Origin of the sequence: Amycolatopsis sp. lyj-112 (assembly GCF_046549055.1) — a bacterium.
Lineage (GTDB): Bacteria > Actinomycetota > Actinomycetes > Mycobacteriales > Pseudonocardiaceae > Amycolatopsis.
Genome location: NZ_JAJPWS010000005.1, coordinates 224,652 through 251,263, shown reverse-complemented (window position 1 = coordinate 251,263; position 26,612 = coordinate 224,652). Strand labels below are relative to the sequence as shown.

The window sequence follows — 26,612 nt, the reverse complement described above, 5'->3', positions numbered from 1 at the left end:
CGCGTTTAGTCCTCTGAACGCGGGTCACTCGTCGAGATCCGACGCGCCTTCTCGTCCCTCCGGCGTGTACAGCAGGAGAAACGCCAGGACACCCGCGATCCCGGCGACGATGCAGACGTTGTCGGCCACCGACGTGCCGAACGCCGTCACCAGGGGGCCGGAGCCGACGATGATGCCGATGGTCTGCCCGGCGATGACCACGACGCCGCCGAGAAGGAAGGCGAACAGGCAGACGCGCGTCGCTGCCAGCAATATCCGATACATGGGGATCACGCTCCGGTTCAGTGGGGCAGCCACAGGACGCCGACGGCGATCAGCACGCCGAACAGCAGGGTGGGCAGCAGGTAGTAGACGACGACCGGGACGAAGATCCGCACCGGGTTGATCTCGGCGATGCCGGCCGCGACGTACAGCGGTGCCGCACCCGGTGGAGAGCATCCCTCCGACGACGCCCACACGAGGATGGCGGCGAAGGCGACGTGCGGAGGGATGCCGGCGGCGGTCAGCGCGGCGAACGCGACCGGGCCGACCGCCGCGACCGTGGAGGTGGTGTTGAGCGGTCCCGCGACGATCACGATGACCACGCCGACCACAAGAGCCGCGACGAGCGGGGAAACGCCGGTGAGCCCTTCCAGATAGGGCTTGAGCTGGTCGTCCAGGCCGAGCGTCTTCAGCACGTTCGACGCGGCGAACGCGGAGATCATCGTGACCCCGACCAGGCCGAGCTTGGGCCCGACGGCACCGAAGAGGCCCCACCACTGCGCCCGGCCCTTCGGCAGCGCCTTCCGCTCGACGAGCAGCCCGACCAGCAGCATCACGATCGGCAGCCAGATGAGCAGCGGGATCGCGTCGGGAGCGTCGATGCCGATGCGGGCCGAGACGAAGTCCGCGGTCGGCGGGGCGGTGAGCAGGATCGGGACGGCGATCGAGCCGAGGACGACCAGCGACGGCCAGCCTGCCTTGAACGACGCGCGCAGCGGATGGATGTCCTGCGGTTCCATCGCCTGTACGCCGCGGCGCTTGACGATGACGTAGGCCATGATCAGCCGCATCCCCACCATCCACGCCCCGGTGACGAAGATCGTCGCGACGATGTCGCCCGCGCTGAGCACCGGCAGGACGGTCGGTGCGGCCAGGAGAATGAAGAACGCGCCGCTGAACGGGAAAGTGGCCCCGACACCCGCGTTGCCGGACAGCACGAGAGCCGCAGTCTCACCGCTCGCCTTCGAACGTTTCATCCAGGGGATGGTGATCGACCCGACGGTGGCGACGATCGCGGCGCCGTTGTGGGCCACCGCGCCGAACAGGCCGGAGGCCACGGTCGCCGCGTAGGCCGATCCTCCTCGGCGGCGGCCGAGGAACGAGCTGAGGATGTTGACCATCCGCTGCACCAGCCCGGTCCTGGTGAGCAGTTCGCTGACGAAGACGAACGCCAGCGCGGCGAAGGTGATCTCGGACTTCAGCCCGTCGACCAGGCTTTCCCAGGCCACGGAGAAGAACTCCGTGCCCGCGAACGCGGCGGTGACGAGGAATCCGACCACCATCGCTTCGCCGATGTTGCGTTTGAAGACCGCGTTCCACACGACGATGGCGGCGATGAACGCGACGAGGGCCAGGATCGCGTTCATCTGCTGGTCCTTTGTAGCCGGTGCTGGGGGACGGATCGCATGGGGAGGGCCTCCGGTGACGTCATTGGCAGAGGGGGAGATCAGTCGGTGATGAGGCCGGCGTCGCGGTAGGCGGTCTTCGCCTCCGGGTCGGAGAGGAAACGCAGGAGTCCCGCGGCTTCGGGCGCGGCCGAAGTGCCGAGAGCGGCGGACAGTTCGCTGTAGTGCTGGGCCCCGTCGGGGAGCGGGCCGATGATCCGCGCCTGCGGGACGAACTTCAGCTCGCTGATCTGCTGGACGGCGAGGTCGGCCCGCCCGTCGGTGACAGCGAGCGCGGTGAAGCCCTTCTCGACGACGGTGGCGCGTGCGTTGACCTCGGCTTCGATGCCCAGGTCCCGGATCAGCCCGGCGAAGTAGATGCCGCTCGCCCCGCTGCGTGAATAGGCGACGGACCGCGCCGAGGTCAGGGCGGTGCGCAGGGCGTCCACCGTGGTGATGTCCGGGCTGGCCAGTCCCGGCGCGGTCGCGATGCCGATGCCGCTCTTCGCCAGCACGACGCGGGATTCGGGGGTCACCGCGCCGGAGGCCGCCAGTTCGGTGAAGGACTCGCTCACGGCGATCACCACATCCGGCCGCGCGCCTTCGGCGATCTTCTTGACCAGGATGGTCGTGGGGTCGAACGTCACGTCGACGTCGACAGCCTGCTCTTTCGTGAACGCGTCCAGCAGGACTTCGTCGAGCGCCTTCTTCACCGAGAGGGCGCTGAAGAGACTGAGCCGGGTGGTCATGGTGTTTCCCTTCGAGCATGGAGGTCTTCGCGTTGGCGGCCGGTCAACGGCCGGGTGGAAAAGCCGTGCAGGAGAAGGAAGATCTCGGCGGTGTGTTCGAGTTCTTCCAGTGCGTCCAAAGTGGAATCGAGGTTCGCGCCGGCGACCACCGGGCCGTGGTTGGCGAGCAGCACCGCCGAGTGGTCGACGGCGGCGCGGGCGATCGGCTCGGCCACGCGGATGTCTCCCGGCGGGTGATACGGAATCAGCGGAAGGCGCCCGACACGCATCGCGAAGTAGGCCGTGAGCGGCGGGATGGCGTCGTCCGGGTCGAGGCCGGCCAGACACGAAACGGCGGCGGAATGCGTCGAATGGGTGTGTACGACGGCGTTCGCGGTCGGCCGCTGCCGCAGCACGGTCGCGTGGAGGAACGCCTCCTTCGACGGCGGCGGCCCGGCGACGTGCCGCCCGTCCGCGTCGATCACCGACAGGTCGCCGGAGCGCAGGGTGCCGAGACACGCGCCGGTGGGCGTGACGAGAAGGCGATCGCCGTCGCGTACCGAGATGTTGCCCGTGCGGCCGTGAGTGAGTCCTCGGTCGAACAGGGAGCGGGCCGCGGTGACGACTCGCTCGCGCTGGAGCCGGTCGCCGGTCATGAGCCCGCCTCCGACGCGGTCGCGAGGAGGCCGGGATCGCCGAAGTTGCCCGACTTGAGCAACAGGGCCGGCTGGCCGTCGTCCACGGGGTGGATCCACGGCACTCCCGGTGCCGCTTCGGCCCCGATGACGCCGCCACGCACGCCGAGCGCGGTGACGATCGCCCCGGAGGTCTCGCCTCCGGCCGCGACGAGACGGCGTACACCGCGCTCGGCGAGACCGAGGGCGATGAGCCCGGTCGCCTTCTCCAGCACCTCGGCCGACCGCGTGGCACCGAGTTCTTCCTGCGTGCGCTTGAGGTCCGCCGGATTCAGCGACGAGTAGATCAGCGGCCCTTCGGCACCGTTCAGCGAGTCGTACCAGGCCAGTGCCGCCGTCGCGAGGTCGTCCGGATCCGGTGTGCCCACCGCGTCCAGCCGGTGGGTGGGACGGCCGAGCCGCACCAGGACGGCGATCTGTTCGAGGGTCCGTGCCGAACAACTGCCGGACAGGACCACGGCCTGGCCATGCGGTGCGCGGATGTCGCTCGCCGGGGGAGCGGTGGACGTCCGGGCGAGGGCGAGTCCGGCCGCGAGACCCGCCGCACCCGCGACGAGCGGGGCGTCCGCGACAACGCGGCCCAGCAGCCGCAGATCGTCTTCGGTGAGTGCGTCGGCGAGGACGTAGCCCTCAGCCTGCGAGACGGCCTCCCGTACCGTGCTTTCGCCGCGCCGGACGACGTCGTGCGTGAGCAGGGCGATGGGTGTGTCCGTCTGTGCTCGGAGCAGCCGGGGAAGATGGGAATCGGTCATCGGGGTCGCCGGATGGTCGCGCATGGGCGACTCCGCGAGCAGGGTGTCTCCGACGAACAGGTGCCCCTGGTACTGCGTGCGTCCGTGCGCCGGGGAACTCGGAGTCGTGACGACCGTGCCGGCCTGTAGCGCTTGCGACAGCGCGTCGAGGACCGGGCCGATGTTGCCGCGAGGCGTCGAGTCGAAGGTGGAGCAGTATTTGAAATAGACCTGGTCCGTTCCCCGGTCGCGTAGCCGGTGCAGAGCGTCCAAAGAGGACGCGACCGCGTCGGCCACCGGGGTGGAGCGGCTTTTGAGCGCGATCACGACGGCGTCGTGTGCGGGCAGTTCCTCGGTTTCGGGTGGTACGCCGAAGAACAGCAAGGTGCGCAAGCCACCTCGGCGGAAGGCGACCGCGACGTCGGTCGCACCCGTGAAGTCGTCGGCGATCGCGCCGAGCACGCCGGTCATCCCTCGATCACCGCCTTGAGCCTCACCGCGGCGCTACGCGGTCCCGACACCACCGGAAGGCCGAGTGCCGCTGAGAGTTCGTCCGCGGCGGGGGAGAGCGAGTACTGGGCCAGCAGGACGAGGTCCCATCCGGCGGCGTGCCCGCGGCAGGTTTCGACGAGCTTGTCCGGAGCGTGCACTCGGCCGACCTCGACGTCGATTCCCTTGTCGTAGGCCGCCTGCTCGAAGCGCGCTGTCGAATCGCTCAACGCCGAGGCCAGGGAGGCGACCATGAGCACCTTGGCGTGGCCGCTGGCAAGTGCTTCGTCGAAGGCTGCTTCGTCCGGGGCCAGCACCGGGACCGGCGCGTCGGTCTGCTTCGCGATCTCGCCGTAGAGAGAACACGTGAGCAGTACGCCGTCGGCTCCACCGGTCACCGCGTAGTCGATGAGGCGGCGCATCCGGTCGTCCAGCGCGGACGTGCGGCCGCTGTGGCCGACGTCGGCCAAAAGGCGGTCGTCGAGAATGTTCCATGGCTGGGCCCGCGGGAATTCCGTCGCCAGCGCGTCTACGGCCGGGCCGATCGCCGCCGGCGTCGCGCTGATCAACGCGATACGCGGGCTCATCGGATCTGCTCCTTGACCCAGGTGAGCCCGGCCGCGGTTTCGGTGGCGGGCCGGTACTCGCAGCCGATCCAGCCGTCGTAACCCTCGGCCTCCAAAGTCGCGAAGACCTCCGGCCAAGGGACGTCGCCGGTGCCGGGTTCGGCCCTGCCGGGCGCGTCGGCGATCTGGATGTGCGCGGTCTTCGGCAGGAACTCCCGCAACGCCGCGACGACGTCCTTCTCGTCGATGGACGCGTGATAGACGTCGAAGAGCAGGCCGACGTGCTCCTCGCCGAGCGCGTCGGACACCGCTGCGGCATGGGCCTGGCCGTCCAGGATGAAGCCCGGCGCGTCCTGTTCGTTCTGTGCCTCCAGCAGAAGCCGGATCCCGGTGCCGCGTGCGCGTTCCGCCGCCCAGGCGATGTTCACGACGTACTGCGCGAAGGCGCGATCGCGGGAGATGCCCTCCGGCCGGATTCCGGCGGGCAGATGCAGAAAGGAACTCCCCAGGGCCACGGCGTAGTCCAGGCCGAGTTCGACACCGGCGCGGAACTCGGCCGCACGGCCGGGCAGGCACGCGTAGCCGAGGCGTTCGGGCGAGCCGGGTTCGCCGGTGGGGGAGTTGATCAGGATCTGGGCCAGGCCCGCGTCGGCGAGGCGCCGGGCGAGGGTGGCCGCCGGGAACGGATAGGGCGAGGCGTACTCGACGGCGGTGAAGCCGGCCGCCGCGGCGGCGTCGAAGCGTTCCTCGAACGGCAGTTCCGTGAACAGCCATTTGAGGTTGGCGTCGAGGCGCAGTCCCTTGTGGAGGATCATCGGCCCTCCGTGTATTCCGGGTTGACGAGGTTGCCCGGGGTCCGCCCCTGCAGCGTGTCGATCACCTGGCGGGCGGCCATCAGGCTGGAGCGGGAGCGGGCCTGTTCGGTCGCGGCCCCGATATGCGCGGTGACCACGAGGTTGTCCAACCGCCGCAGCCTGCTGTCGATCGGCAAGGGCTCCTCCGTGAGCACGTCCAGGGCGGCGCCGGCCAGCGCGCCGTTCTCGAGCGCGTCGGCGAGGGCTTCTTCGTCGACGACTTCGCCACGCGCGGTATTGATCAGGAAAGCGCCGGGCTTGACCTTGCGCAGCGCGGACGCGTCGATCAGGTGACGGGTGGAGTCGTCGAGGAAGATGTGCAGGCTGAGGAAGTCGGCCTCGGCCAGTACCTCGTCGAAGGTGCCCGCCTCGACGCCGGTCTCCGCCAGGAAGTCGTGGTCCAGCCGCGGATCGTGGGCCAGCACCCGCATCCCCAGCGCCAGCGCGAGGCGCGCGACGGTCTTGCCGATCGAGCCCAGCCCGATCAGGCCGAGCGTCGAGTCCTCGAGTTCGCGGCCGCTGCGCTGCTCCCACGCCCCGGCCCGCACGCTCGCGATGTTCTGCGGGATCAGGCGTGCGCAGTTGAGCATGAGCGCCAGTACATGTTCGGCGACCGACCGGCGGTTGGCGCCGGGCGTGTAGGTGACGGCGACGCCGCGCCGAGTCGCGGCATCGAGGTCGATGTTGTCGTAACCGACGCCGCAGCGACCGAACACCTTGAGCCGCGCCGCGGCCTCGATGACGTCACCGGTGAAGGCGTCGGTACCCGCGACGATCCCGTCGGCGTCGCGGACGACGTCGGTCAGCGACCGCCCGGTGGCCTCGCGACGGGCGGGGGAGGCGAAGACGGTGTCGAAGCCCGCGTCCGAGAGCAGGAGGTCGACCTCGCCTCCGGGTTTGAGGTAGGGGGCCGTCACGAGCACACGCATGGTCATCCGGTTCGTTTCTCCTGTTCAAAGCTGGCTGATGAGAAATACTATAGGATCTGTGTCAATAGTATAGGGAGGCGAGAGGCGGGCTCGCGGACGAGCGGGATATCGTGAACCGACTAAGGAGGGACACATGGCTTCCCCGCGGAAGTCCGTGCGGCAGCCGCTCGCCGACCGGATGTACGAGGTGCTGCTGGGGCAGTTCACCGACGGGCGGTGGTCGGCGGGGCAACCGGTCAACATCGGTGCGCTGTCACGGGAACTCGACGTCAGCCAGACCCCGCTCCGGGAGGCGCTGGCGCGTCTGGAGCACACCGGGCTCGTCCGTCGTGAGGCCCTCAAGGGCTACCGGGTCGCCCCGCTGCTCAGCGAGTTCGAGCTGATCAAGCTGATGGACGCCCGCCTGGTTCTTGAGCCCGCGCTGGCCTATGAAGCCGCTCGCCGCACCACACCGGAGTTCCTGAGTGAGGTCCTGGAGAGCGTCGACGACCTCGCGCGCGCCGCCACGTCGCCGGACACCGCGGCCTTCAGCGCGTACTGGACGATCGACGAACGGTTCCATCTCCTCATCGCCGCACAGGCGGACAATCCGTTCCTGGAGAAGGCTTACCGGTCACTCGGCGGCCAGGTGCAGCGGTTCCGGTTCTTCGCGAAGCTCGGATCGGCGCGTGGCGCCCCCGGGCTGGCGGCAGAGGAGCACCGCGCCGTCTACGAAGCGATGACGGCCGGCGACGCCGATGGGGCAGCGGTCCGGATGCGTGAGCACATCCAGAACGCGAAGCTGCGTGTCCTGGAGGACCGCAGGGCGGTCGAGGGGAGCGCCTCGCCGACCCTGAAGGGCGCCGACGCTTAGAGAACGAAGACTCTCGATGACCTCGAGTTGTCCTTCTTTAAGTGTATAACGCCCTACACATCAGGGCGAGGTAAGAGATCAACTTCTGGGTCGACCGAGCACCTGACTCACCTGACCAAAGCCAGCAAAAGACGTGGACAGGCTCGATAGATTCCGGTCATGAGCCCGTCTTCGATCCTCGCCATGGCCGATCTCGCCACTCCGATGTCGATCCGGGTGGCGGCGACACTCGGCTTGGCGGAGCGCGCGGGGAGTGCGGGAGCGACGGCGGCGCAGCTCGCCACCGAGACCGGGACGTCCGCGGCCGCGCTACAGCGCCTTCTCGATCATCTGGTCACGGCCGGCGTCTTCGCTCTCGACGCCGAGAACGGACGCTATCGGCCGACCAGTCTCGGCGACCAGATGCGGGAAGACGCTCCGGCGGGGATCAAACCCCTGCTGGACATCACCAGTGCCGGCGGTCGCGCCGAACTCGCCTTCGTCGACCTGCTCGAAACGATCACCAGCGGCAAGACCGCGTATGCGCACCGGTACGGCCGGGAGTTCTGGGCCGACATCGACGCCGAGCCGAAGCTGCGAAGCTCCTTCGACGCGCAGATGACCTGGCGTTTCCAGAAGCAGGCGCCGCAGATCGCCGAACGTGTCGACTGGAGCCGTTTCCCGCGCATCCTCGACGTCGGGGGAGGCAACGGAACCGTCCTCGCGGCGATCCTCGACGCCCACCCCGGCCTGCGTGGCGACGTCTTGGACCTGCCGCCGTCCGCGGCCGCCGCGGCCGAGAGGTTCGCCTCGATGGGCCTCGATGACCGGGCCGGTGCCCTTCCCGGGAGCTTCTTCGTGCCCTTGCCCGAGGGCTACGACGTCTACCTGCTGTCCGACATCGTCCATGACTGGGACGACGACCACGCGCGCGAAATCCTGACCAGGTGCCGTCAGGCCGCCGCGCCGGACGGCACCGTGGTGCTGATCGAGCCGGTGCGGGAGCAATCCGGTACGGGGATCGACCTGTTCATGCTGATGTGCTTCACCGGCCGCGAACGCACGATCGGCGAACTGACCGGACTCGCCACCGGCTGCGGGCTGGTTCTGCGGAACTCCGGGCAGGCGTCGGACGGGCGGATGGCGCTCGAGTTCACCGTCGCCGCCTAGGCGTTGTGGTCTGGCACACGTGCCCTGGCGAGGGTTTATGGGGGACCGAGAGGCGAAGCGGCTTCGTATTGTGGACACTCAGAGCGTGCTCCGAGAAGTCGACGATCTTGATCAGCCCGCCCACTCACCGACGGCGCCGCGGTCCGCGCGCCCGGCGCGTGTGCAGGTCTTCGAGAGATTCCTCGACCGGCTGGCCGTCTCGCCCTATCCGCGGGCGATCCTGCTGTATCTCGTGATCCGGACCGCCAGTGTCCAGCTTCTCGGCATGCTGGCGTCGAAGCACGGTGAGACGCTGACCGACCGGCTGACCGCGTGGGACGGTCAGTGGTACCTGAGGCTGGCGGTGCACGGGTACGCCGAGCTGCCGGGGACCTTGGACGCGGCAAGACTGCCGTACCCGGACGCGCCGATGGCGTTCTTCCCGCTGTATCCGAAGTTCGTCGGCGTGGTGATGTGGCTCGGCGCCGACGTCGTCACGGCGGCGCTGCTCGTGTCCGCGCTGGCGGGTCTCGCGCTGGCCTGCGGGTTGATCCGCATCGGGCGCTGTGTGTCGGATCAGGGGGACCGGGCCGGTTTCCTGCTGGTGGCGTTGTGGGCCGGGGCGCCGATGGCGATCGTGTTCTCGATGGCCTACACGGAGGCGGTGTTCTGCGCTTTCGCGGTGTGGTCGCTGGTGGGAGTACTGGAGCGCCGGTGGTTTCTGGCCGGGTTGTGCGCGTTCGCGGCGGGGCTTTCGCGGTCCACGGCGGTCGTGCTGGTGGCGGTGGTGGTCATCGCGGCGCTGATCGCGGCGTTCCGTCGTGCCGAGGAGCGGATGCCGGCGCTGATCGGTGCGCTGGTGGCGCCGCTCGGGGTGGTGGGATATCTCGGGTTCGTCGCTTACCGGACCGGTAGCTGGACCGGGTGGCAGGACATCGAACTGCGTGGCTGGAACACCGAGTTCGACTTCGGTGCGGAGACGTGGGACTCGGTGGTCACGCGGTTGACCGGGGACGAGTCGGTGTTCAGCACGCTGACGGTGCTGTTCCTGCTCGGGGCGGTGGCGCTGGCGGTGGTGGCGCTGTGCATCCGGGTGCCGTGGCCGTTGGCGTTGTACGGCATCGGGGTGCTGGCGCTGGCGATCGGTACGCGGGGGCTGCCGGATGCGAAGATCCGGTTCATTCTGCCGGCCTTCCCGGTGTTGATCCCGATCGCGATCGGTCTGTCAAAGCGGCGGACGGCGACGGCGGTGGTCGCGGCGACCGTCTGGGTGGTGCTGGGCGCGTGGTTCTCGGCGCATTCGCTGACGGCGTGGCGGTACGCGATCTAGATCATTTGCCGGGTCCGGTGGTCGGCGACGTGGACGCGGGTCGCGCAGCGGGTGGTGCAGAACCGGCGGCGGCCGTTGCGGGAGATGTCCACATAGGCCGTGTCGCAGCCTTCTCGTGAGCAGATGCCGAAGCGGTCTGGTGCGTCGCAGACGAGGTGGGCGAGTCCGCCCGCGGTGTAGGCGCGTACGCGGGCGACGGGTCCGGCGTGTTCGTCGACGTAGTGCAGGTGGGGTGCTTTGCCGTCGTGGGTGGAGATGTAGGGCTGGGAGGCTGAGTCGCGCAGGAGTGCGTTGACGAGGTCGACGCGCTGGTCGGGGTCGGCTTCGAAGACGGTGCGGAGGCGTTTGCTCCAGGCTGCGATGTCGGCCGCTTCGTGTTCCTTCACGGTGGTGATGACCATCCGGTTCTTGAAGATCGCGAGCAGGGTGGCGGGGCTCGCGGCGTCGCCGAGGTTGATCAGGTCGGAGGCGATCTGCGCGGCCGCCCCTCCGTAAGGGTTGAAATGCATTGACTCATTACAGCACCATCGGGGCATGGAAGAGAACACCTGCCCGCGGTGCGGTTGGCCGCTGGCCGAATTGCCCGGGGCCACAAGGAACTCTCAGCGGGTTTCCCAGGGAAGGCTGGAGTACGTGCGGTGTCTGTGCGGGAGCTGGCTCGCGCGTGTCGACGGCGTGGTGATCGGCGCGACGAAGTCCCAGCTGGGGACGGCTCAGCTTTGACGGTGGCGCGCTTCGGCCAGTAGTTGCGCGAGGGCGTGCACGGGAGAGGTCTCCAGCTTGTGCCGGTGCGCGTCGTAGCGGTCCCGGGTGGTGCGGATGTCCGCGTGGCCCAACAGGTCCTGGACTTTCTGGACCGGGACGTCGTTGGCCAGCAACAGGGTTCCGGTGGTGCGGCGCGCGGTGTGCGGGGAGATCGTGTTCGCTTCGGGTAGTCCGGCGGCGCGGGCCTGTGTGCGCAGGAGGAACCAGACGTCGCGTTGTGCCAACGGTTTTCCGCCGATTTTGGCGCTGTCGTAGCGGTGGGGCATGGTCGCGAGCAGCGGGCCGGTCAGTTCGTCGGCGCGGACGCCGGTGCGGGTGGCGCGGAGTTCGAGGTAGCGGCGCAGCGGGTGCTGGGCGGCGGGGACGAGCGGGACGAAGTCGCGGTGGCCGCCTTTGGCGGTGTAGCGAAGGATCGTGTGCCCGGCGTCGGTGTCGAGGTCGCGCACGGTGGCGGTGGTGAGGCCGGAGACGCGGAGACCGGTGTAGAAGAGGATCGCGACGACGGCGGCGTCTCGCCAGGAGGGTTCGGTGTCGTTGGTGCGGGCCCGGTTTTCCATGTGGTTGAGCAGTTTCGCGGTGGATTCGCCGCCGAGCGCGGGCAGTGGCGGTGTCTTGCCGGTTTTGGGCCGGGTGACCGCGGAGACCGGGTTGCGGTCGGCGATGTCGTTGGACTGCAGGTACCGGTACCAGCTGGAGATGCCGGCGAGGGTGCGCGCGACGGTGGTGTCGGCGGCGGGCCGTGGGGTGCCGTCCTTGCCGGTGACGGTGAGGGTGTTCTTCCAGGCGTCGACGTCGGCGCGGCGAGCCTGGAGGGGGTCGAGTCCGGTGCGGGCGCACCAGCCGAGCCAGGCGGAGAGGTCGGCGTAGTAGGCGCGGCGGGTGTGGTCGGTCTTGTCGGTCTCGAGCCAGAGCGTGGTGATGTGCCGGATCGCGTAGCGGTCGAGCGGGTCGGCCGGGGGGAGCGCGGGCAGGAGCGCGACGGCTTCGGCGAGGACCTGTCGCCGGTTCTCGGCCCTGGTCTCCGGCAGCCTCAAAGCGGCGGGCACGAGTTCGGCGGACATCGCGATCATGCTAGCGGCAGATTCCCCGGGTTCCGTGAAGGACTCCTTGAGGGACTCTGAGTCCCTCAAGGAGTCCTTCACGGAACTGGAACGCTGAGGGTCAGGTGTAGTAGCCCTCGACCGGGACGCGGGCTTCGTCGAACAGTGCCGGGCCTTCGAGCCGGACGCCGGGGCTGCTCACGGGCGGTTTGAGCGCGGTGATCTGCTCATTGGAGAGGGCGAAGACGACGCGTCCGAGGCCGGAGCGGTCGATGGCGCCCTGGCACATCCCGCACGGTTGGCAGCTGGTGTACATGGTGGTCTCGGCCGCGGCGGCCGGGGTGAGTTCGCGGGCGGCCCAGACGGCGAGCTTCAGTTCCGGGTGCAGGCTGATGTCCGCTTGCGAGATCGTGGTGTTGTGGTCCTCGACCAGTACGGCGCCGTCGGGGCCGACCAGCAGCGACCCGAAGGGCGGGTCGCCGTCGGCGCGGGATTTCGCGGCGAGTTCGATGGCGCGGCGGAGGAATTTCTCGTCTTGGTCGGTCATGATCGCTCCAGTTCGGGACGGTACCGGCCCAGTTGCCAGTGGGCGGCGACGGTCGCCAGGGCCTGCCATGCGGCTTCCGGGCGGAGGGTTTCTTCGGGGTCGCCGGAGAACGGGTCGAGGACGACCGTCTCGGCGCCGAGGTGGCGAAGCTGATCGAGGTCGTCGACGACCTGCTCGATCGTTCCTTCGCCGGCGCGGCGTTCGGGCCCGGTGACCGGCTGGTCGGTGAGGTTCAGCAGGATCCGCGGGGTGAACGCGGGGATGGGCCGGTCGTGGGCGTCGGCGATGGTCTTGACGCGGGTGAGTGCTTCGCGCAGCCACGGGAGTGTGGTCCGCAGGGGGTGCCAGGCGTCGCCGATCCGGACGGCGCGGCGGATTCCGGCGTCGCTGTTGCCACCAACCCAGATCGGGATCTTCCCGGCGCGGTAGTCGGCGTCGTCGGCCCAGGCCGCGCGGACGGCGGTGAGGTGGTCGTCGGTCAGCCGTCCGCGTTTCTCGAAGGGGACGTCGAGCGCTTCGAACTCTTGGCGGGCCCAGCCGGAGGCGACGCCGAGCACGAGCCGTCCGTTGCTGAGGCTGTTGAGGTTCGCGGCCATGCGGGCGATCAGCAGCGGGTGGCGGTACGGGACGATGAGGACGGTGGTTCCGAGCCGGATCCTGTCGGTCACGCCGGCGAGCCACGACAGGGTGGTGAAGGGCTCGTAGAACGGCGCCGGGTACTGCTCGGCGACGTCCGGGGTGATCGCGACGTGGTCGGAGACCATCAGCAGGTCGTAGCCGAGGCCTTCGACCGTGGCGGCCCAGCCACGAAGGATTCCGGGGTCGGTACCCGGTCCGAAATTGGGGACGTTGACACCTATTCGCACAGGTAAAGGCTATCGGTGAGGCGGAAATCCGGGAAGAGATCATTCCCTCCGTATGGGCTGGTTCGCCGTGGATCTGCCGGTAGGATGGCGGAATGACCGAGATTCTCGATGCGACGGACTGGGCGATCCTCGGCGAGCTTCAGAGGGACGGCCGTCTCCCGCTGACCGAGCTGGGGAAGCGGGTCAGCCTGAGCGCGTCGGCGACGACGGAACGGGTCAAGCGGCTGGAGTCGGCCGGGGTGATCACCGGGTATCGCGCCGACGTCGACCTGGAGAAGGCCGGATATGTGGTGCTCGCGGTGGTGCGGTTGAAGTATCCGGGGAGCAAGCACGCGCCGTTGCACAAGCTGCTGGCCGAGCGGACCGAGATCCTCGAATGTCTTCGCACCACCGGGGATGACTGCTATTCGCTGAAGATCGCGGCGCCGTCGATGGGGCGGCTGGAGGAGATCGTCAACGAGCTGGCGGTGTTCGGGAGCACGAACACCAACATCGTCTACAACCAGACGTTGCCGTATCGCGGTCCGCAGGGGCCGTGACCCGGTGCGGCCCGGTGGAGCGGCCGCACCAGACGACTTCGCCCTCTCCGGCGCTGATCAGCCCCGCCTAAAGAAGTGGACGGGATGATGTCCGGGCTTGTAACTTGCGGTCGACCGTGACACCGCCCGAGGAGGTGAGACCCATGAACGCTGTATCGCTGTGGGTGCTCCCTCTTCCGTCACGGCCGGGCGACTGACGTAGGTGTCGCCGGGAGCGCCTCGCCACCAAGGCACTCCCGAAAGGCAACACCTATGCACTTTCCGCAATACACCCACGACGTGATCATCGCCGGATGCGGGCCGGCCGGCGCGATGCTGGCCGCCGAACTGAGGCTGCACGATGTGCGGGTACTCGTTCTGGAGAAGGAGACCGAGCCCGCGTCGTTCGTCCGCATAGTCGGTCTGCATATCCGCAGTATCGAGCTGATGGCCATGCGCGGGCTGCTGGACCGCGTTCGCGAACACGCACGACAGCGTCCGGCCGGAGGTTTCTTCGCCGCAATCGCCAAACCTGCGCCCGAGGGCCTGGATTCCGCGCACGCCTATCTGCTGGGCATCCCGCAGCCGGTCATCGTTCACCTGCTCGAAGAACATGCGAAAGAACTGGGTGCCCAGGTCCGGCGCGGTTGTGCGGTGGCCGGGTTCGAGCAGGACGACGAGGGCGTGACCATCGAGCTCGCCGACGGGGAACTGATGCGTTCGCGTTACCTCGTCGGCTGTGACGGCGGGCGCAGCACGGTGCGCAAACTGCTCGGCGTCGGCTTCCCCGGCGAACCCGCCCGGTCCGAGACGCTGATGGGCGAGATGGAAGTGGGCGTGCCGCAGGAGGAGATCGCCGCCAAGGTGACCGAGATCCGCGAGAGCAACAAGGTGTTCAGTCTCGGGCCTTTCGGCGAAGGCGTCTATCGCGTCGTCGTCCCCGTCGCGGGTGTCAGCGAGGATCGCGCGGAACCCACCCTCGAGGACTTCAAACGGCAGTTGCGCGCCATCGCCGGAACCGATTTCGGCGTGCACTCCCCGCGCTGGTTGTCCCGCTTCGGCGATGCCACCCGGCTGGCCGAACGTTATCGGGTCGGACGGGTGCTGCTGGCCGGCGATGCGGCGCACATCCACCCGCCCGCCGGCGGACAGGGGCTCAATCTGGGCGTTCAGGACGCGTTCAACCTCGGCTGGAAACTGGCCGCGCAGATCCGCGGCTGGGCACCGGAAACCTTGCTGGACACCTACCAGGCCGAACGGCATCCGGTCGCCGAGGACGTGCTGGACAACACCCGCGCCCAGATCGAACTGCACTCCACCGAACCGGGCCCGCGGGCCCTGCGCAGGCTGTTCACCGAACTGATGGACTTCGACGAGGTGAACCGCCATCTGATCGAGAAGATCACCGCGATCGACATCCGCTACGACTTCGGCGCGGGCCCCGACCTGCTCGGCCGCCGCCTGCGCGACATCGACGTGAAACAGGGCCGCCTCTACGGTCTGCTGCATCGCGGCCGCGGCCTGCTGCTGGACCGCACCGAACGCCTGACCGCCGGCGGCTGGTCGGACCGGGTCGACTACCTCGGGGATCCCGCCGCGGCACTGGACGTCCCGTGCCTCCTGCTCCGCCCCGACGGCCACATCGCCTGGATCGGCGACGATCAGCAGGACCTGGACGACCACCTCTCCCGCTGGTTCGGCAAGCCCGCCTGACGGGGTCGGACCTAGCGGTCGTCGTACGACGCGCGGGCGGCGTCGATGTGCGGCAGGTGCGTGATGCTCCACTCGAGCAGTGGTGCGGTGGCTTCGCGCAGGGTCCGGCCCATCGTGGTCAGTTCGTAGCTGACGTGCGGCGGCATGACGTTGCGGACCGTGCGCGTCAGGATCCCGTCGCGCTCGAGGTCGCGCAGCGTCACTGTGAGCATGCGCTGGCTGATGCCGTCGATGGCCCGCTTGAGCTCGGTGAAGCGTCGCGGCCCGTCCTTGAGCATGCGCACGATCAGCAGCGCCCACTTGTCCCCGACGATCCCGAGGACTTCGCGGGCTTGGCACGGGTCCTGCATGGTTACCTCCTGAGAACCGGGGCACCGAAAAGTGCCGTATTGCCAGGTGTGCGTTGGGTGGATCACGATCTTCTCGGTTACCAAAGAGTACCGAGGCACGAGGAGGAACCGCCGACCATGGCCACATTTCTGTTGGTACACGGCGCCTGGCACAGCGGGCGGAGCTGGGATCGGGTGGTCCCGCTGCTGGAGTCGGCCGGGCACCGGGTGCTCGCGCCGTCGCTGACCGGTTACGGCGACAAGGCACACCTGCTGGGCCCTGAGGTCGGGCTAGGCACCCACGTTGACGACGTCACCGGCCTGATCGAAGGCGAGCGTCTCGACGACGTCGTGCTCGTCGGGCACAGCTACGCGGGGATGGTCGTATCGGGGGTTGCCCACCGGGTCCCGGAGCGGATCGCGCGTCTGGTGTTCCTCGACGCGATGGTTCCCGAAGACGGCGAAGCCGCGGTCGATGTCCTTCCAGTCACCAAGCGGCTCATCGACGTCGCCGTAGACGGCTGGCGGGTTCCGCCGATGCCGGAGCAGCCGCCGCCGCTGGGCTTGTTCGGGGTCACCGATCCCGAGGACGTCGCCTGGTTGCGCTCGATGCTGTCGGACCAGCCGGTGCGGTGCCTTCAGGAGCCGGTCCGGCTGGACGACCCGGCCGCGCGCACGATCCCGCGTACGCACATCCACTGCGTCGGGGCCGGCCCGGCGGGCATCACCCGGCGTCCTGTCCCGGCAGGCGAGCGGGTGCGGGAGTTGCCGACCGGCCATGACTGCATGATCACCATGCCCGTCGAGCTCGTCGGGCTGCTGCTCGAGGCGGCCTAACTGAGCTACGACGACCCCTGACGGCGTGACCTGTACCGAACATGTTCGCTCCGAACTTGTTCGTACCGAACATGTTCGGTACGGTCAGATTATGGCACTTGAAGAGACCCGCCGGAGCCGCCGGGATCGACCGGCCAAACCCGCACTGACCCGCGAGGGCATCGTCGTCGCGGCGGTCGGGATCCTGCGCCGGGAAGGCCTGCAGAAGGTCACGATGCGCCGCCTGGCGCAGGAACTCGACACCGGCGCGGCGTCGCTCTACGTCTACGTCCGCAACACCGCCGAGCTGCACGCCGCGATCCTCGACGAACTGCTGGGCACGATCGCCCCGCCGCCGGACGACGGTGACTGGCGCACGAAGCTCGAAACGTTGCTCGCCGCCTACACCGCGATGCTCCTGGAATACCCCGGTCTCGCCCTCTCCGCGCTGGTGGCCCGCCCGAGCGGCGAGCACTACCTCGGCCAGGTCGAGACGCTGCTGACGCTGCTCGAAGAAGGCGGCGTCCCGCGAGAACAGCGGGCCTGGGGCGTCGACGTCCTCCTGCAGTTCGCCACCGCGACCGCGGCCGAGCACGCCGATCAGCAGCCGGCGGACGAGTGGGACGCCCTCGCGCGCGCCGTCCAGGACGTGGACGAGCGGGCCCACCCGCGGATCGCCGCGCACGCCACCGACCTGCTTTCCGGGCAGCCGCGGCAACGGCTGTCGTGGGGCTTCCAGGTGCTCATCGCCGGAATCACGCACACCTCCGTGCCCTCGGAAGTGCCCTCGGAAAGGAACGAGACATGACCACCCATCACCCCATCGCGATCATCGGCGCCGGCCTCGGCGGACTCACCCTCGCCCGCGTCCTGCACGTCAACGGCATCGAAGCCGCCGTCTTCGATCTGGACACCTCACCCTCCGCCCGCACCCAGGGCGGCATGCTCGACATCCACGAAGAATCCGGCCAGGAGGCGCTGCGGGCGGCCGGTCTCCACGAGGAGTTCCGCACACTCGTCCATCCCGGCGGTGAAGCCCTGCGGATCCTCGACAAGCACGCGGTCGTCCATCGGGAGGAGGCCGACGACGGCGACGGCGGCCGTCCCGAAATCGCCCGGGGCGACCTCCGCGACCTGCTCCTCGGCTCCCTGCCCGACGGCATGGTGCGCTGGGGCTCGAAGGTCACCGGCGCACGTCCCCTCGGCGGCAGCCACGAAGTCGCGCTCGCCGACGGCACGACGTTCACCACCGGCCTCCTGGTCGGCGCCGACGGCGCCTGGTCGAAGGTCCGGCCCCTGGTGTCCGACGCGAAGCCGTCCTACGAAGGGCTCTCCTTCATCGAGGTCCATCTGCACGACGCCGCGACCCGCCATCCCGCGAGTACCGCGCTGGTCGGCGGCGGCATGCTCTTCGCACTCGGCGAGGGCAAGGGTTTCCTCGCGCACCACGATTCCGGCGGAAGCCTGCACGTCTACGTCGCGCTGAAGACCGGCGAAGACTGGATCTCCACCGTCGACTTCACCGACACCGCGGCGGCGAAAGCCACGATGCTCGAACACTTCGACGACTGGGCCGACGGCCTGCGCGCACTGATCGCCGACGCCGACGGCGAACTGACCCCGCGCCCGATCCACGCACTCCCGATCGGCCACAGCTGGGACCGCGTCCCCGGCGTCACGCTCCTCGGCGACGCCGCACACCTGATGTCCCCCTTCGCCGGCGAAGGCGCCAACCTCGCCATGCACGACGGAGCCGAACTCGGCCTGGCCATCGCCGCGCACCCCGGCGACGTCGAAGCAGCCCTTGGCACCTATGAGAAGGCGCTGTTCCCCCGAAGCGAGGCCTCCGCCGCCGAATCCGCCGAGAGCCTCGTCCTGTGCTTCGCCGAAGACGCACCGCAACCGTTGCTGGAGCGCTTCGCCTCCTACCGCTGAGGCAACCTCGGCCCGGCATCCGACGTGTAGCGGGCAGAGGAAGCACTCCGAGGGGGAGTCCGTGAGCAAACAGAACAACGCCAGGGCCGAACCGACCCTGGCGGAAATCGAGGCAACCCGCGCCTGGCTACGCAAGCGCGGGGTCGAGGTGGACCTGCCGACCAGGATGCTCACCGTCCGGATCGGTCCCCGCCAATCGTTCGGCATTGCAACGCGGCCCCTGTGGCACCTCGGTTCACTGGCGGCGGCATTCGGACTGTTCATCGCGTCCGGCTTTCTCCCCGTGGTCGACTACTCCGAGATGGCCGAGAGCAGGTACGTCCACCTCGGCATCGCCACTATCCAGCTCGGGATCTGGCTGTCCTTCCTGTATCGCGAACGGCAGCTGGGCGGCTTGCCGGATCGGCGCTCCGGGCGCCCGTCCGCGTTGGAAGTTCTGGGCGGCTGGTACCTGGTCTCGCTGCTGATCACTTTCGTCGGCGGCGGGGCGCTGGGCGTCACGATGTACCTCACGACCCCCGCGCGGACGTACGCGTGGACCTGGCTGGCCGGGCTCGGCTGGGCCGCCCTGTGCTGTTCGGTGATCCTTCTCGGGACGCTGCTACGCGGGGTGCGTGCCGACGACGAAGCTTCGGCGGCCGTCGATAGAGCCCTGCGCAATCAGGACTGCTGGATGGTGGTCCCCGGGATCTATGCGCTGGCGGCCCTGGTCGATCCGCTCTTCAGTCACCGGTCCCCGGCCGGGTTCACCTGGTGGCTGGTGCTTTACGCCGTGGTCTCGATCGCTACGACGGTGATCGGTGTGGGGCGGCTGCCGCGGCACCTCGACCTTCCGCTGGGGGACTACGAGACATCCACTCGTCACGAAGTCGAAGGGGGACGGCGGTGAAAGCGAACACGGGCCGGTCAGGGGAACTCAGGCCGGCGGAAGTCGCCGCCACCCGTACGTGGCTGAGCAAACGCGGCATCGAGGTGAACGAGCCGACCAGATTGCTCTCCCTCCGGATCGGCCCTCGCAGCAACCCCGTGGAGGGGAGCAGCTTCCGGTGGATCATGGGGGCGGCGATCGTGGGCGCGCTGCTGAACTTCGCCTACGGGTACCTGGGGGAACTCCCGGGTGTCCGTGCGGAGGACATGACCGACACCAGCTATCTCTACTTCTTCGCCACCTGCACGCAGCTCGCCTTCTGGCTGGCGATCTTGCGCCGCGAGCGGGCGCTGGGTCCCTTGCCGGTCATGGACGAACGCTCCGGACGGCCATCGGCACTGGCGGTCCTGGGCGGCTGGTACCTGGCGTCGTTCCTGATCACTTTCCTCGGCGGCGCGGCGCTCGCCGCCGCCATGTACCTCACCACCCCGGACAAGACCTACGCGTGGAGCTGGCTCGGTGTGCTCGGCTGGGCTGCCCTGTGCTGCGCGGTGATCCTCTTCCAGACGCTGCGACGCCCGGTCTACGCCGAAGACACGGCATCGGCCGCCGTCGACACCGCGCTCCGCACCACGGACAGCCAGATCGCGATGACTGCCGTCTACGCGCCCGCCGTCCTGCTCGACCTGCTGTTCAGCCACCGGGCGCCGGCCGAGTTCACCTGGTGGCTGGTGGCCTACGCCGTCCTCGCCGTTGCGACGACGGTGATCGGCATCCGGCGGCAGAACCGGCGTATCCGCACGCTACCGCCCGGCGACTACGAGGCCTCCGACTTTTGAGATCACCGCGCACGCCGTCGAGGTTGATACGCGACCTCGCAGAGCGCCTCGCCCGTGTGATGTGCGTCATGCCGGCCATTGCGGGTTAACGTGCCCTGCAGGTTTGTCGCGGCTTCTACCAAGCATAACCTCGCCTGGTGAACAGGCTTGGACCGGTTGTGAGGGGCTCTAGGCCTTCGTGTCGCGTGGTTGGGGTGAACACTTCCCACGGCTCAGGCGAATATCCGATGTGACTAGGGCTGAGCGGTGCGCCGCGGCAAGTGGGGTGGACGGTGATGACCGACCGGACTTGTGCGGGGACGACCTTCAGTCGATCTTCCAGAGCTTGTTCGACAAACATGCCCGGGATGTGCGCCGATATTTGGCCAGCCGCGCCGGGCCGGTGGTAGCCGACGATCTGGTCAGTGACACGTTCCTGATCGCGTTGCAGCGGCGGGCCAGCTACGACCCGGCACGGGCCGGAGCCCGCGCCTGGTTGTTCGGCATCGCCACCAACCTGCTGCGCCAGCATGCCAAGGCCGAAAACCGGTACCTGCGGATGACCGCCCACGATTTCGGCACGCAGGTCACCCCCGGTCATGCCGATCAGGTGGCCGACCAGGTCGACGCTCAGGTCAAGGTCCGGGAACTGGCCGCTGCACTGGCCGACCTCGCCCCGGGGCATCGGGACGTGTTGTTGCTGGCCAGCTGGGGAGAGCTGGATGCCAGTGAAATCGGTGCGGTACTCGATATTCCCGCAGGCACTGTCCGTTCCCGCCTGCACCGGGCCAGACGGCTCCTCCGAGCCCACACAACAACCAAGGCCCTACACAGTCTGGAAGGAGAGCGCACCGATGACTGAGGACAACATCCGCCATTTGTGGACGAACGACGAGCTGGACAAGGCACTGAACTTGCTGCGCGCCGAGGACCTCACCGACCAGCGGCCCCTGGCCGCCGCCAACAACGTCCTGCTGAACGCGGTGCGGTCCATCGAAGAAGAGGACACTCCTGTGCCTGGACCCACCCCACTGACCGAGGTTCGGGGAAAGCCGGCATCCCCCCTTGGGCGGCGCTGGTGGATCAGTGCCGCCGCGGCGGCGGCGGTGATCGCCGTCGGGGCCACCGCGGCGATCACCGGAACCGACCATGGTGAGCCTTCGGCCCAGTCGTCGGCGGCCGCGCCGGGAGTGAAGTTCGTGTCGGTGCAGCAGGCACTGAATGCCGCCGCCGACAAGATCCAGGTCGCCGGTGAGACTCCCATCCCCGCAGGCAAGTTCCGCTATATCGCGACCCGCACCTGGATCCTGTCGAACGACAGCAGGGTCCCGGTCGCCTTCTCCGGCGAAAGGCTGGCGCAGACCTGGCAGCCCAGCGACTTCGACGGGGAATGGCTGCTCAAAACCGCGCCCACAGGGAACAGGAAATGGCTCATCGGCAACGAGCAAATTCTCGAGACCTTCAAGAAAGCACAAGGTGGCGGGCTCGTCGCGGAGTGGCCGAGCGGTGAATGGCGCGCCACGAGCGGAAAGTTCTCCGGCCTGGCCATGTCCTTTGTCGGCCGGTCCGCCGACAAATGGGGCACACCCACCAAACAGCGACTGGACGGGTTGCCGCGTGACCCGCAGAAGCTGTACGACCTTATGGCGGCCGACTTCTCGGTGGTGAACAAACCCAAGCTCGGCGGGGTACTGGACGTCGCCACACAGCTGCTCAAAACCGGTACCTTGCCGGCCGACCTCAAGGAGTCGCTCTACCGCGCGGTGGCCAAGATCCCCGACCTCAAGGTGACCGAGCAGGTGGCCAACCTCGACGGCCGCACGGGCGTCGCACTGGGCGTCGACCCTGTCGACGGCACCTTCCGCATGGAAATCATCGTCGACCCCGCTACCGGCGAATTCATCGGGCAACGCATGACCCGGCTCAAGCCGGATGAAAACGACATCACGACAGCGGGCATCAAACCTGGCACCGTGACCTACTCCAGCTCCGTCCAGACCACCATCGTCGACAAGCAGGGAGCTGTCCCGCCAGGAAACTGACTCCTACGAGTAGGTCCGGCTCAGCGGGATCGCCTCCCCGAGCCCGGCGAGCTTGTGCGGGTTGCGGAACGCGTAGATCCGGCTGACCTGCCCGTCCTCGATGACGAAGCCGATCGCCGAATCGAGTTCGCCGCCGATGTCCACCCGAAGCGCCGGGGCGCCGTTGAGCCACACGGCCTCGACGTGCGCGCCGGGCACACGATGTGGGAAGCCCGCGAGAAGCCTCGACACTCGCGCGGCCCCGGAGATCGGTTCCAGGAATGCCTGCACCACTCCGCCGCCGTCGGCGACCATCACCACGTCGGGCGAGAGGATGTCGAAGAGTCCCTGGAGGTCTCCGGTTTCGAGGGCTGAGCGGAACTTCTCCACCGCGGCCTGCTGATCGGTTTTGCTGACCGCCATCCGGGGACGCCGGGCCGCCACGTGTTCCCGGGCGCGGTGGGCGATCTGCCGGACCGCCGCCGCGGACTTCCCGACCGCGCCGGCGATCTCGCCGAACGGCGCGTCGAACACCTCCCGCAGCACGAACACCGCCCGCTCCGTCGGGCCGAGGGTCTCCAGCACCGTGAGCATCGCGATCGAGACGCTTTCCGCGAACTCGACGTCCTCGGCCACGTCAGGGCTGGTCAGCAGCGGCTCGGGCAGCCATTCCCCGACGTAGTCCTCTCGTCGTCGCGTCAGCGTGCGGAGCCGGTTGAGCGCCTGCCGGGTCACGATCCGCACCAGATAGGCGCGCGGGTCGCGGATCTCGTCCTGGTCGACGGCCGCCCACCGCAGCCAGGTCTCCTGCACGACGTCTTCAGCGTCGGCCGCCGAGCCGAGCATCTCGTAGGCGACCGTGAAGAGCAGGCTGCGATGGATGACGAACGGGTCTTCGCTCATGCCTGCACGACCGTCTTCGGCGCGAGCGGCCGCAGTTCGCACGCGGCGGCGAAACCCTGCGCTTCGATCCCGAGCGCGCTGTTGGTGCGGGTGGACATGTTCGCGAACGCCACCGACGCGGTGAGCTCGACCAGCCCCGCCGGGCCGAGTTCCTTGAGCAGCGCGGCCGCCAGTTCGTCGGTCACCACGGTCGGGGTCTGGCTCATCGCCTCGGCGTACTCCATCACCCGCCGCTCCAGCGGGGTGAAGACGTCCGATTCGCGCCACCTCGGCACCTCACGGGCCTTCTCCACGTCGAGACCTTCGTTGTGGGCATGGAAGTAGCCGAAGTCGAGGCACCAGGTGCACCCGACGAGCGACGCGACGGCCATATGCGCGAACGACTTGAGGTTCGGGTCCACGGTGTCCCACTTGTCGACCTTGCGGCCGAGCGCGCTCATGTTCAGCACCACGGCACGGTGATGCCACATCACCTCGGCGGGTTCGGGTACCTCGCCGAACATCCGGCGGCTGAAGGTCTTCACCAGCCGCCCGCCGATTCCGGTGAGCTCGGCCTTGGGAACCCTGGTCGTGCCGGTCATGTCTCCTCCTGGTGTCGCTGGCTTCGGCATGAAGACACCAGGCGAACGTGGGTTGTGACAGCCGGGTTCAGACCGGTTCGGGCTGGGTGCGCCGGGCGTAGGCGCGGGCGGCCCGGGCACGGTCGCCGCACCGGACCGAGCACCATTGACGGCGGCCGTTGCGGAGGAAGAACCGGCTGCAGGGGGCGGATCCACAGGCGGCGAGCCGTTCGGCGTCCGGGCCGGTGAGCAGATCCGCCGCGTTGGCCGCGAGAGTCGCCAGCGCGTGCTCGACGATCTGGGTGATCGGATGCGGCGCGGTGCGGCACAGTCCCTGGATCGGGTCCCAGCGCAGAAGCGCCGCTGTCGGAGCCTTGCTCAGCGCGTCGTTGACGGCGGTGAGAGCGCTCTGCGGTGCCGGATCCGAGCAGGACCGCGAGGCGAACAGCACCCGCACCTGTTCGCGCAGCGACCGGACCTGCGCCGCGCACATCTCTCGCAGTTCGGTCTCCGGCGGGGCGAATCCCTGCTCGACCAGCCACCGGGTCGCGCTGTCCGGCGTCCCGAGCTCATCGGCGAACTGACCGCCGGGCAGCGCGACGGCGGTGTTGGCGAAGGCGAGCGCGACGTACTGCTCCGCGCCCGGTGCGGGCGGCAGGACAGCGGTGTCGAGGTCGGTGCCGGCGTTGTCGTCCACGCTCTCATGGTAGGCGGAGGCCTCAACCATGAGAGAGCCTCACGGATGTGGTTGCACTCTTCCGTGAGAACGGTCTAGGGTCACTCACGGAAAGAACAATACCTATCCGTGAGGTGGATGATGACAGTCGGCGCGAACTCGGTCAGCGAACAGGTCCCCGTCCAGGTCTTCGGCGGGCCGACCGCTCTGATCGAGTACGGCGGCCTGCGGTTCCTGACCGATCCGACCTTCGACGAGCCCGGCTACTACCCGGGGCCCGGCGGAAGTCCGGGCCTGACCAAAATAGCCCCGCCCTCGCAGAACCTCACCGACCTCGGCCACGTCGACGCCGTCCTGCTGTCCCACGACGAGCACGCCGACAACCTCGACAACTCGGGCCGGAAACTGCTGACCGAGGTACCGCTGACGCTCACCACACCCAGCGGCGCGGGCCGTCTCGGCGGCACCGCGAAGGGGCTCGCGCCGTGGGAAACGGTCGAACTGGCCCGCCCGGACGGGGGAGTGGTGACCGTGACCGGCGCACCGGCGCTGCACGGTCCGGAAGGCGCGGAGAAGGTCACCGGCGACGTCGTCGGCTTCGTGCTGACCGCCCAGGACCTGCCGACGGTCTACGTCAGCGGCGACAACGCCTCGCTCGACGCCGTCCGGCAGGTCGCCGAACGCTTCGGCCCGGTCGACACCGCCGTGCTCTTCGCCGGGGCCCCGCGGCTGAAGCCGGTCTTCGACGGCGCCCTGCTCGTCCTCGACAGTGCCCTCGCCGTGGAGGCGGCGAAGATCCTCGACGCGCGCACCGTGGTAGCCGCCCACCTCGACAGCTGGGACCACTTCACCGAAAGCCGTGACGACGTGGTGGCCGCCTTCGCCGCCGCCGGCCTGGCCGACCGCCTGCGCCCGGCCTGATGCCCCGGCACCTGACCGAGCCGGTCACCGAGCCCCCGGGGCCTTCGCTGCCCCGGACCCAGAAACGCACCCTGCTCGTCCTGACCGTCTCGCAGGTGCTCAGCGGCGTCGGACTGTCGGCCGGGGTCACCGTCGGCGCCCTGTTGTTCCAGGACATGCTCGGTTCCACCGCGATGGCCGGACTTCCCAGCGGTCTCCTGACCGCCGGAACCGCGCTCGCCGCCGTCGGCGTGGGCCGCCTGTCGCAGTCGAGGGGCCGCCGCCCCGGGCTGGCGGGCGGCTACGTCGCCGGAGCCGTCGGCAGCGCGGGGATCATCGCCGGCGCGGCCACCGGAAGCACGATCCTCATGGTCGTCGCCCTGGTCCTCTACGGCGCGGGTGCGGCGGCCAACCTCCAGGCCCGCTACGCCGGGGCGGATCTCGCCGCCCCGGCTCGCCGGGCCCGGGCGGTGTCCACCGTCCTGGTCGCCACGACACTGGGAGGAGTGGCGGGGGCGAACCTCGCCGCGCCGACCGGGGGCCTGGCCTCGGCACTCGGGCTCCCGCCCTTGACCGGGCTGTTCCTCGTCTCCGGAATCGCCTACGCCCTGGCCGCCGTCGTCCTGCTCGTCTGGCTGCGTCCCGACCCGTTCCTGCTGGCCCGCACCCTGCCGCCGGACGAGCGGGCGAGTCCCTCGGCAACCGGTTCGGAGCACGGTCTCCTTGTGCGGCAAGGCGTTCTCGTCATGGTCCTGGCCCAGATCGTGATGATCGCGATCATGACCATGACGCCGATCCACATGCTCGCCCACGGGCACGGCACCGGCGCCGCCGGACTGGTCATCGCGCTCCACGTCGGCGCGATGTTCCTGCCCTCGCCGCTGTCCGGAGTGCTCGTCGACCGCTACGGCCGGAAGGTGATCGCCATCGCCGCGGCGATCACCCTGCTGATCGCCGCCGTCGTCGCGGCGGCCGCACCGGCCGATTCCTTGACGCTACTGACTTTCGCGCTCATCCTGCTCGGACTGGGCTGGAACCTCGGCATGGTCAGCGGCACCGCGATCATCACCGACGCCGCACCCGTGGCCACCCGCGCCAAGACCCAGGGGACGGCCGATGTCGCCATCGCGATCGGCGGCGCGGCAGGCGGGATGTCGTCCGGCTTCGTCGTGGTCGGCGTCGGCTATCCCGTGCTCGCCCTCGCCGGCGGTGTGCTGGCTCTCGCGATCATCCCCGCCGTCGTCCACAGAGGACGGAAATGACAAAGGCAGAGAGCTCTGCACTCCCTGCCACTTCTAACATATAGCGCACCCTGGGGCTTGCCACAAGACCCGGGTCATGCCGCAGAATCTCCCGGCTGAACCGCACCGGAGTTCGAACGGGGGATT

Annotated in this window: 31 protein-coding genes; 15 read left to right on the top strand and 16 right to left on the bottom strand. The window is 69.0% G+C overall.

The window, feature by feature from the left end:
• Positions 1-24: 24 nt before the first annotated feature.
• The 8 genes from ACLJRL_RS19675 to ACLJRL_RS19640 all read right to left on the bottom strand — a co-directional run bounded on the left by ACLJRL_RS19675 (position 25) and on the right by ACLJRL_RS19640 (position 6,644).
• Positions 25-264: a hypothetical protein gene (locus ACLJRL_RS19675; protein WP_410657672.1), complete on the bottom strand. Its 240-nt coding sequence runs from the start codon at positions 262-264 to the stop codon at positions 25-27.
• 17 nt (positions 265-281) lie between these two features.
• A complete protein-coding gene (locus ACLJRL_RS19670; RefSeq protein ID WP_410657671.1) occupies positions 282-1,628 on the bottom strand; it encodes a TRAP transporter large permease subunit in 1,347 nt (448 codons plus the stop codon).
• 80 nt (positions 1,629-1,708) lie between these two features.
• Positions 1,709-2,395: a substrate-binding domain-containing protein gene (locus ACLJRL_RS19665; protein ID WP_410657670.1), complete on the bottom strand. Its 687-nt coding sequence runs from the start codon at positions 2,393-2,395 to the stop codon at positions 1,709-1,711.
• Positions 2,392-3,030, bottom strand: a complete 639-nt coding sequence (otnC, locus tag ACLJRL_RS19660; RefSeq protein WP_410657669.1) for a 3-oxo-tetronate 4-phosphate decarboxylase — start codon at positions 3,028-3,030, stop codon at positions 2,392-2,394. The genes ACLJRL_RS19665 and otnC overlap by 4 nt, the downstream gene beginning before the upstream one ends.
• On the bottom strand, positions 3,027-4,271 hold the full coding sequence (otnK, locus tag ACLJRL_RS19655) for a 3-oxo-tetronate kinase (RefSeq protein ID WP_410657668.1): 1,245 nt from the start codon (positions 4,269-4,271) through the stop codon (positions 3,027-3,029). The genes otnC and otnK overlap by 4 nt, the downstream gene beginning before the upstream one ends.
• The gene (locus ACLJRL_RS19650) at positions 4,268-4,876 is read right to left on the bottom strand and encodes a hypothetical protein (RefSeq protein ID WP_410657667.1); all 609 of its coding nucleotides are present in this window, start codon (positions 4,874-4,876) and stop codon (positions 4,268-4,270) included. Before ACLJRL_RS19650 ends, otnK begins: the two co-directional genes overlap by 4 nt.
• The gene (locus ACLJRL_RS19645; RefSeq protein WP_410657666.1) at positions 4,873-5,670 is read right to left on the bottom strand and encodes a hydroxypyruvate isomerase family protein; all 798 of its coding nucleotides are present in this window, start codon (positions 5,668-5,670) and stop codon (positions 4,873-4,875) included. Before ACLJRL_RS19645 ends, ACLJRL_RS19650 begins: the two co-directional genes overlap by 4 nt.
• A complete protein-coding gene (locus tag ACLJRL_RS19640) occupies positions 5,667-6,644 on the bottom strand; it encodes a phosphoglycerate dehydrogenase (protein ID WP_410657665.1) in 978 nt (325 codons plus the stop codon). The genes ACLJRL_RS19645 and ACLJRL_RS19640 overlap by 4 nt, the downstream gene beginning before the upstream one ends.
• 127 nt (positions 6,645-6,771) lie before the next feature.
• Between ACLJRL_RS19640 and ACLJRL_RS19635 the strand changes: the two genes are divergently transcribed.
• From ACLJRL_RS19635 to ACLJRL_RS19625, 3 genes are all read left to right on the top strand, one after another.
• A complete protein-coding gene (locus ACLJRL_RS19635; protein ID WP_410657664.1) occupies positions 6,772-7,491 on the top strand; it encodes a GntR family transcriptional regulator in 720 nt (239 codons plus the stop codon).
• A gap of 159 nt (positions 7,492-7,650) precedes the next feature.
• A complete protein-coding gene (locus ACLJRL_RS19630) occupies positions 7,651-8,640 on the top strand; it encodes a methyltransferase (RefSeq protein WP_410657663.1) in 990 nt (329 codons plus the stop codon).
• Between the two features lie 85 nt (positions 8,641-8,725).
• The gene (locus ACLJRL_RS19625) at positions 8,726-9,949 is read left to right on the top strand and encodes a hypothetical protein (protein ID WP_410657662.1); all 1,224 of its coding nucleotides are present in this window, start codon (positions 8,726-8,728) and stop codon (positions 9,947-9,949) included.
• On the opposite strand, the gene ACLJRL_RS19620 is transcribed toward ACLJRL_RS19625, so the two are convergent.
• The gene (locus ACLJRL_RS19620; protein ID WP_410657661.1) at positions 9,946-10,458 is read right to left on the bottom strand and encodes a CGNR zinc finger domain-containing protein; all 513 of its coding nucleotides are present in this window, start codon (positions 10,456-10,458) and stop codon (positions 9,946-9,948) included. The two genes, ACLJRL_RS19625 and ACLJRL_RS19620, sit on opposite strands and share 4 nt — an antisense overlap.
• Positions 10,459-10,483: 25 nt before the next feature.
• Between ACLJRL_RS19620 and ACLJRL_RS19615 the strand changes: the two genes are divergently transcribed.
• On the top strand, positions 10,484-10,672 hold the full coding sequence (locus ACLJRL_RS19615; RefSeq protein ID WP_410657660.1) for a hypothetical protein: 189 nt from the start codon (positions 10,484-10,486) through the stop codon (positions 10,670-10,672).
• Here the strand turns inward: ACLJRL_RS19615 and ACLJRL_RS19610 are convergent.
• The 3 genes from ACLJRL_RS19610 to ACLJRL_RS19600 all read right to left on the bottom strand — a co-directional run bounded on the left by ACLJRL_RS19610 (position 10,663) and on the right by ACLJRL_RS19600 (position 13,167).
• On the bottom strand, positions 10,663-11,775 hold the full coding sequence (locus ACLJRL_RS19610) for a tyrosine-type recombinase/integrase (protein WP_410657659.1): 1,113 nt from the start codon (positions 11,773-11,775) through the stop codon (positions 10,663-10,665). The two genes, ACLJRL_RS19615 and ACLJRL_RS19610, sit on opposite strands and share 10 nt — an antisense overlap.
• Positions 11,776-11,875: 100 nt before the next feature.
• Positions 11,876-12,301 carry a nucleoside deaminase gene (locus tag ACLJRL_RS19605; RefSeq protein WP_410657658.1) on the bottom strand — a complete coding sequence of 142 codons (426 nt, stop codon included), beginning with the start codon at positions 12,299-12,301 and terminating at the stop codon, positions 11,876-11,878.
• The gene (locus tag ACLJRL_RS19600) at positions 12,298-13,167 is read right to left on the bottom strand and encodes an LLM class flavin-dependent oxidoreductase (RefSeq protein WP_410657657.1); all 870 of its coding nucleotides are present in this window, start codon (positions 13,165-13,167) and stop codon (positions 12,298-12,300) included. The genes ACLJRL_RS19605 and ACLJRL_RS19600 overlap by 4 nt, the downstream gene beginning before the upstream one ends.
• Before the next feature lie 92 nt (positions 13,168-13,259).
• Between ACLJRL_RS19600 and ACLJRL_RS19595 the strand changes: the two genes are divergently transcribed.
• The gene (locus ACLJRL_RS19595; protein WP_410657656.1) at positions 13,260-13,706 is read left to right on the top strand and encodes an Lrp/AsnC family transcriptional regulator; all 447 of its coding nucleotides are present in this window, start codon (positions 13,260-13,262) and stop codon (positions 13,704-13,706) included.
• A 252-nt stretch (positions 13,707-13,958) separates the two neighbouring features.
• Positions 13,959-15,398, top strand: a complete 1,440-nt coding sequence (rox, locus tag ACLJRL_RS19590; RefSeq protein WP_410657655.1) for a rifampin monooxygenase — start codon at positions 13,959-13,961, stop codon at positions 15,396-15,398.
• A gap of 11 nt (positions 15,399-15,409) precedes the next feature.
• On the opposite strand, the gene ACLJRL_RS19585 is transcribed toward rox, so the two are convergent.
• Positions 15,410-15,748, bottom strand: a complete 339-nt coding sequence (locus tag ACLJRL_RS19585) for a winged helix-turn-helix transcriptional regulator (RefSeq protein ID WP_410657654.1) — start codon at positions 15,746-15,748, stop codon at positions 15,410-15,412.
• 117 nt (positions 15,749-15,865) lie between these two features.
• Between ACLJRL_RS19585 and ACLJRL_RS19580 the strand changes: the two genes are divergently transcribed.
• From ACLJRL_RS19580 to ACLJRL_RS19550, 7 genes are all read left to right on the top strand, one after another.
• Positions 15,866-16,564 carry an alpha/beta fold hydrolase gene (locus ACLJRL_RS19580; protein WP_410657653.1) on the top strand — a complete coding sequence of 233 codons (699 nt, stop codon included), beginning with the start codon at positions 15,866-15,868 and terminating at the stop codon, positions 16,562-16,564.
• Between the two features lie 91 nt (positions 16,565-16,655).
• The gene (locus ACLJRL_RS19575; protein WP_410657652.1) at positions 16,656-17,351 is read left to right on the top strand and encodes a TetR/AcrR family transcriptional regulator; all 696 of its coding nucleotides are present in this window, start codon (positions 16,656-16,658) and stop codon (positions 17,349-17,351) included.
• Positions 17,348-18,478 carry an FAD-dependent oxidoreductase gene (locus tag ACLJRL_RS19570; protein WP_410657651.1) on the top strand — a complete coding sequence of 377 codons (1,131 nt, stop codon included), beginning with the start codon at positions 17,348-17,350 and terminating at the stop codon, positions 18,476-18,478. Before ACLJRL_RS19575 ends, ACLJRL_RS19570 begins: the two co-directional genes overlap by 4 nt.
• Before the next feature lie 61 nt (positions 18,479-18,539).
• On the top strand, positions 18,540-19,367 hold the full coding sequence (locus ACLJRL_RS19565) for a hypothetical protein (RefSeq protein ID WP_410657650.1): 828 nt from the start codon (positions 18,540-18,542) through the stop codon (positions 19,365-19,367).
• Entirely contained in the window at positions 19,364-20,185 is an 822-nt protein-coding gene (locus tag ACLJRL_RS19560) for a hypothetical protein (RefSeq protein ID WP_410657649.1), read from the top strand. Before ACLJRL_RS19565 ends, ACLJRL_RS19560 begins: the two co-directional genes overlap by 4 nt.
• Before the next feature lie 325 nt (positions 20,186-20,510).
• Complete coding sequence (locus ACLJRL_RS19555) at positions 20,511-21,026, top strand: RNA polymerase sigma factor (RefSeq protein ID WP_410657648.1); 516 nt, start codon at positions 20,511-20,513, stop codon at positions 21,024-21,026.
• A gap of 52 nt (positions 21,027-21,078) precedes the next feature.
• A complete protein-coding gene (locus ACLJRL_RS19550; RefSeq protein WP_410657647.1) occupies positions 21,079-22,206 on the top strand; it encodes a CU044_5270 family protein in 1,128 nt (375 codons plus the stop codon).
• A 3-nt stretch (positions 22,207-22,209) separates the two neighbouring features.
• Here the strand turns inward: ACLJRL_RS19550 and ACLJRL_RS19545 are convergent, their stop codons facing one another.
• From ACLJRL_RS19545 to ACLJRL_RS19535, 3 genes are all read right to left on the bottom strand, one after another.
• On the bottom strand, positions 22,210-23,088 hold the full coding sequence (locus ACLJRL_RS19545; RefSeq protein WP_410657646.1) for an RNA polymerase sigma-70 factor: 879 nt from the start codon (positions 23,086-23,088) through the stop codon (positions 22,210-22,212).
• Entirely contained in the window at positions 23,085-23,669 is a 585-nt protein-coding gene (locus tag ACLJRL_RS19540; RefSeq protein WP_410657645.1) for a carboxymuconolactone decarboxylase family protein, read from the bottom strand. The genes ACLJRL_RS19545 and ACLJRL_RS19540 overlap by 4 nt, the downstream gene beginning before the upstream one ends.
• A gap of 67 nt (positions 23,670-23,736) precedes the next feature.
• Positions 23,737-24,375 carry a CGNR zinc finger domain-containing protein gene (locus ACLJRL_RS19535; protein ID WP_410657644.1) on the bottom strand — a complete coding sequence of 213 codons (639 nt, stop codon included), beginning with the start codon at positions 24,373-24,375 and terminating at the stop codon, positions 23,737-23,739.
• A 90-nt stretch (positions 24,376-24,465) separates the two neighbouring features.
• Here ACLJRL_RS19535 and ACLJRL_RS19530 point away from each other — a divergent pair, with 90 nt between their 5' ends.
• Positions 24,466-25,245 carry an MBL fold metallo-hydrolase gene (locus tag ACLJRL_RS19530; protein WP_410657643.1) on the top strand — a complete coding sequence of 260 codons (780 nt, stop codon included), beginning with the start codon at positions 24,466-24,468 and terminating at the stop codon, positions 25,243-25,245.
• Complete coding sequence (locus ACLJRL_RS19525; RefSeq protein ID WP_410657642.1) at positions 25,245-26,486, top strand: MFS transporter; 1,242 nt, start codon at positions 25,245-25,247, stop codon at positions 26,484-26,486. The genes ACLJRL_RS19530 and ACLJRL_RS19525 overlap by 1 nt, the downstream gene beginning before the upstream one ends.
• The last annotated feature ends 126 nt before the right edge of the window (positions 26,487-26,612 follow it).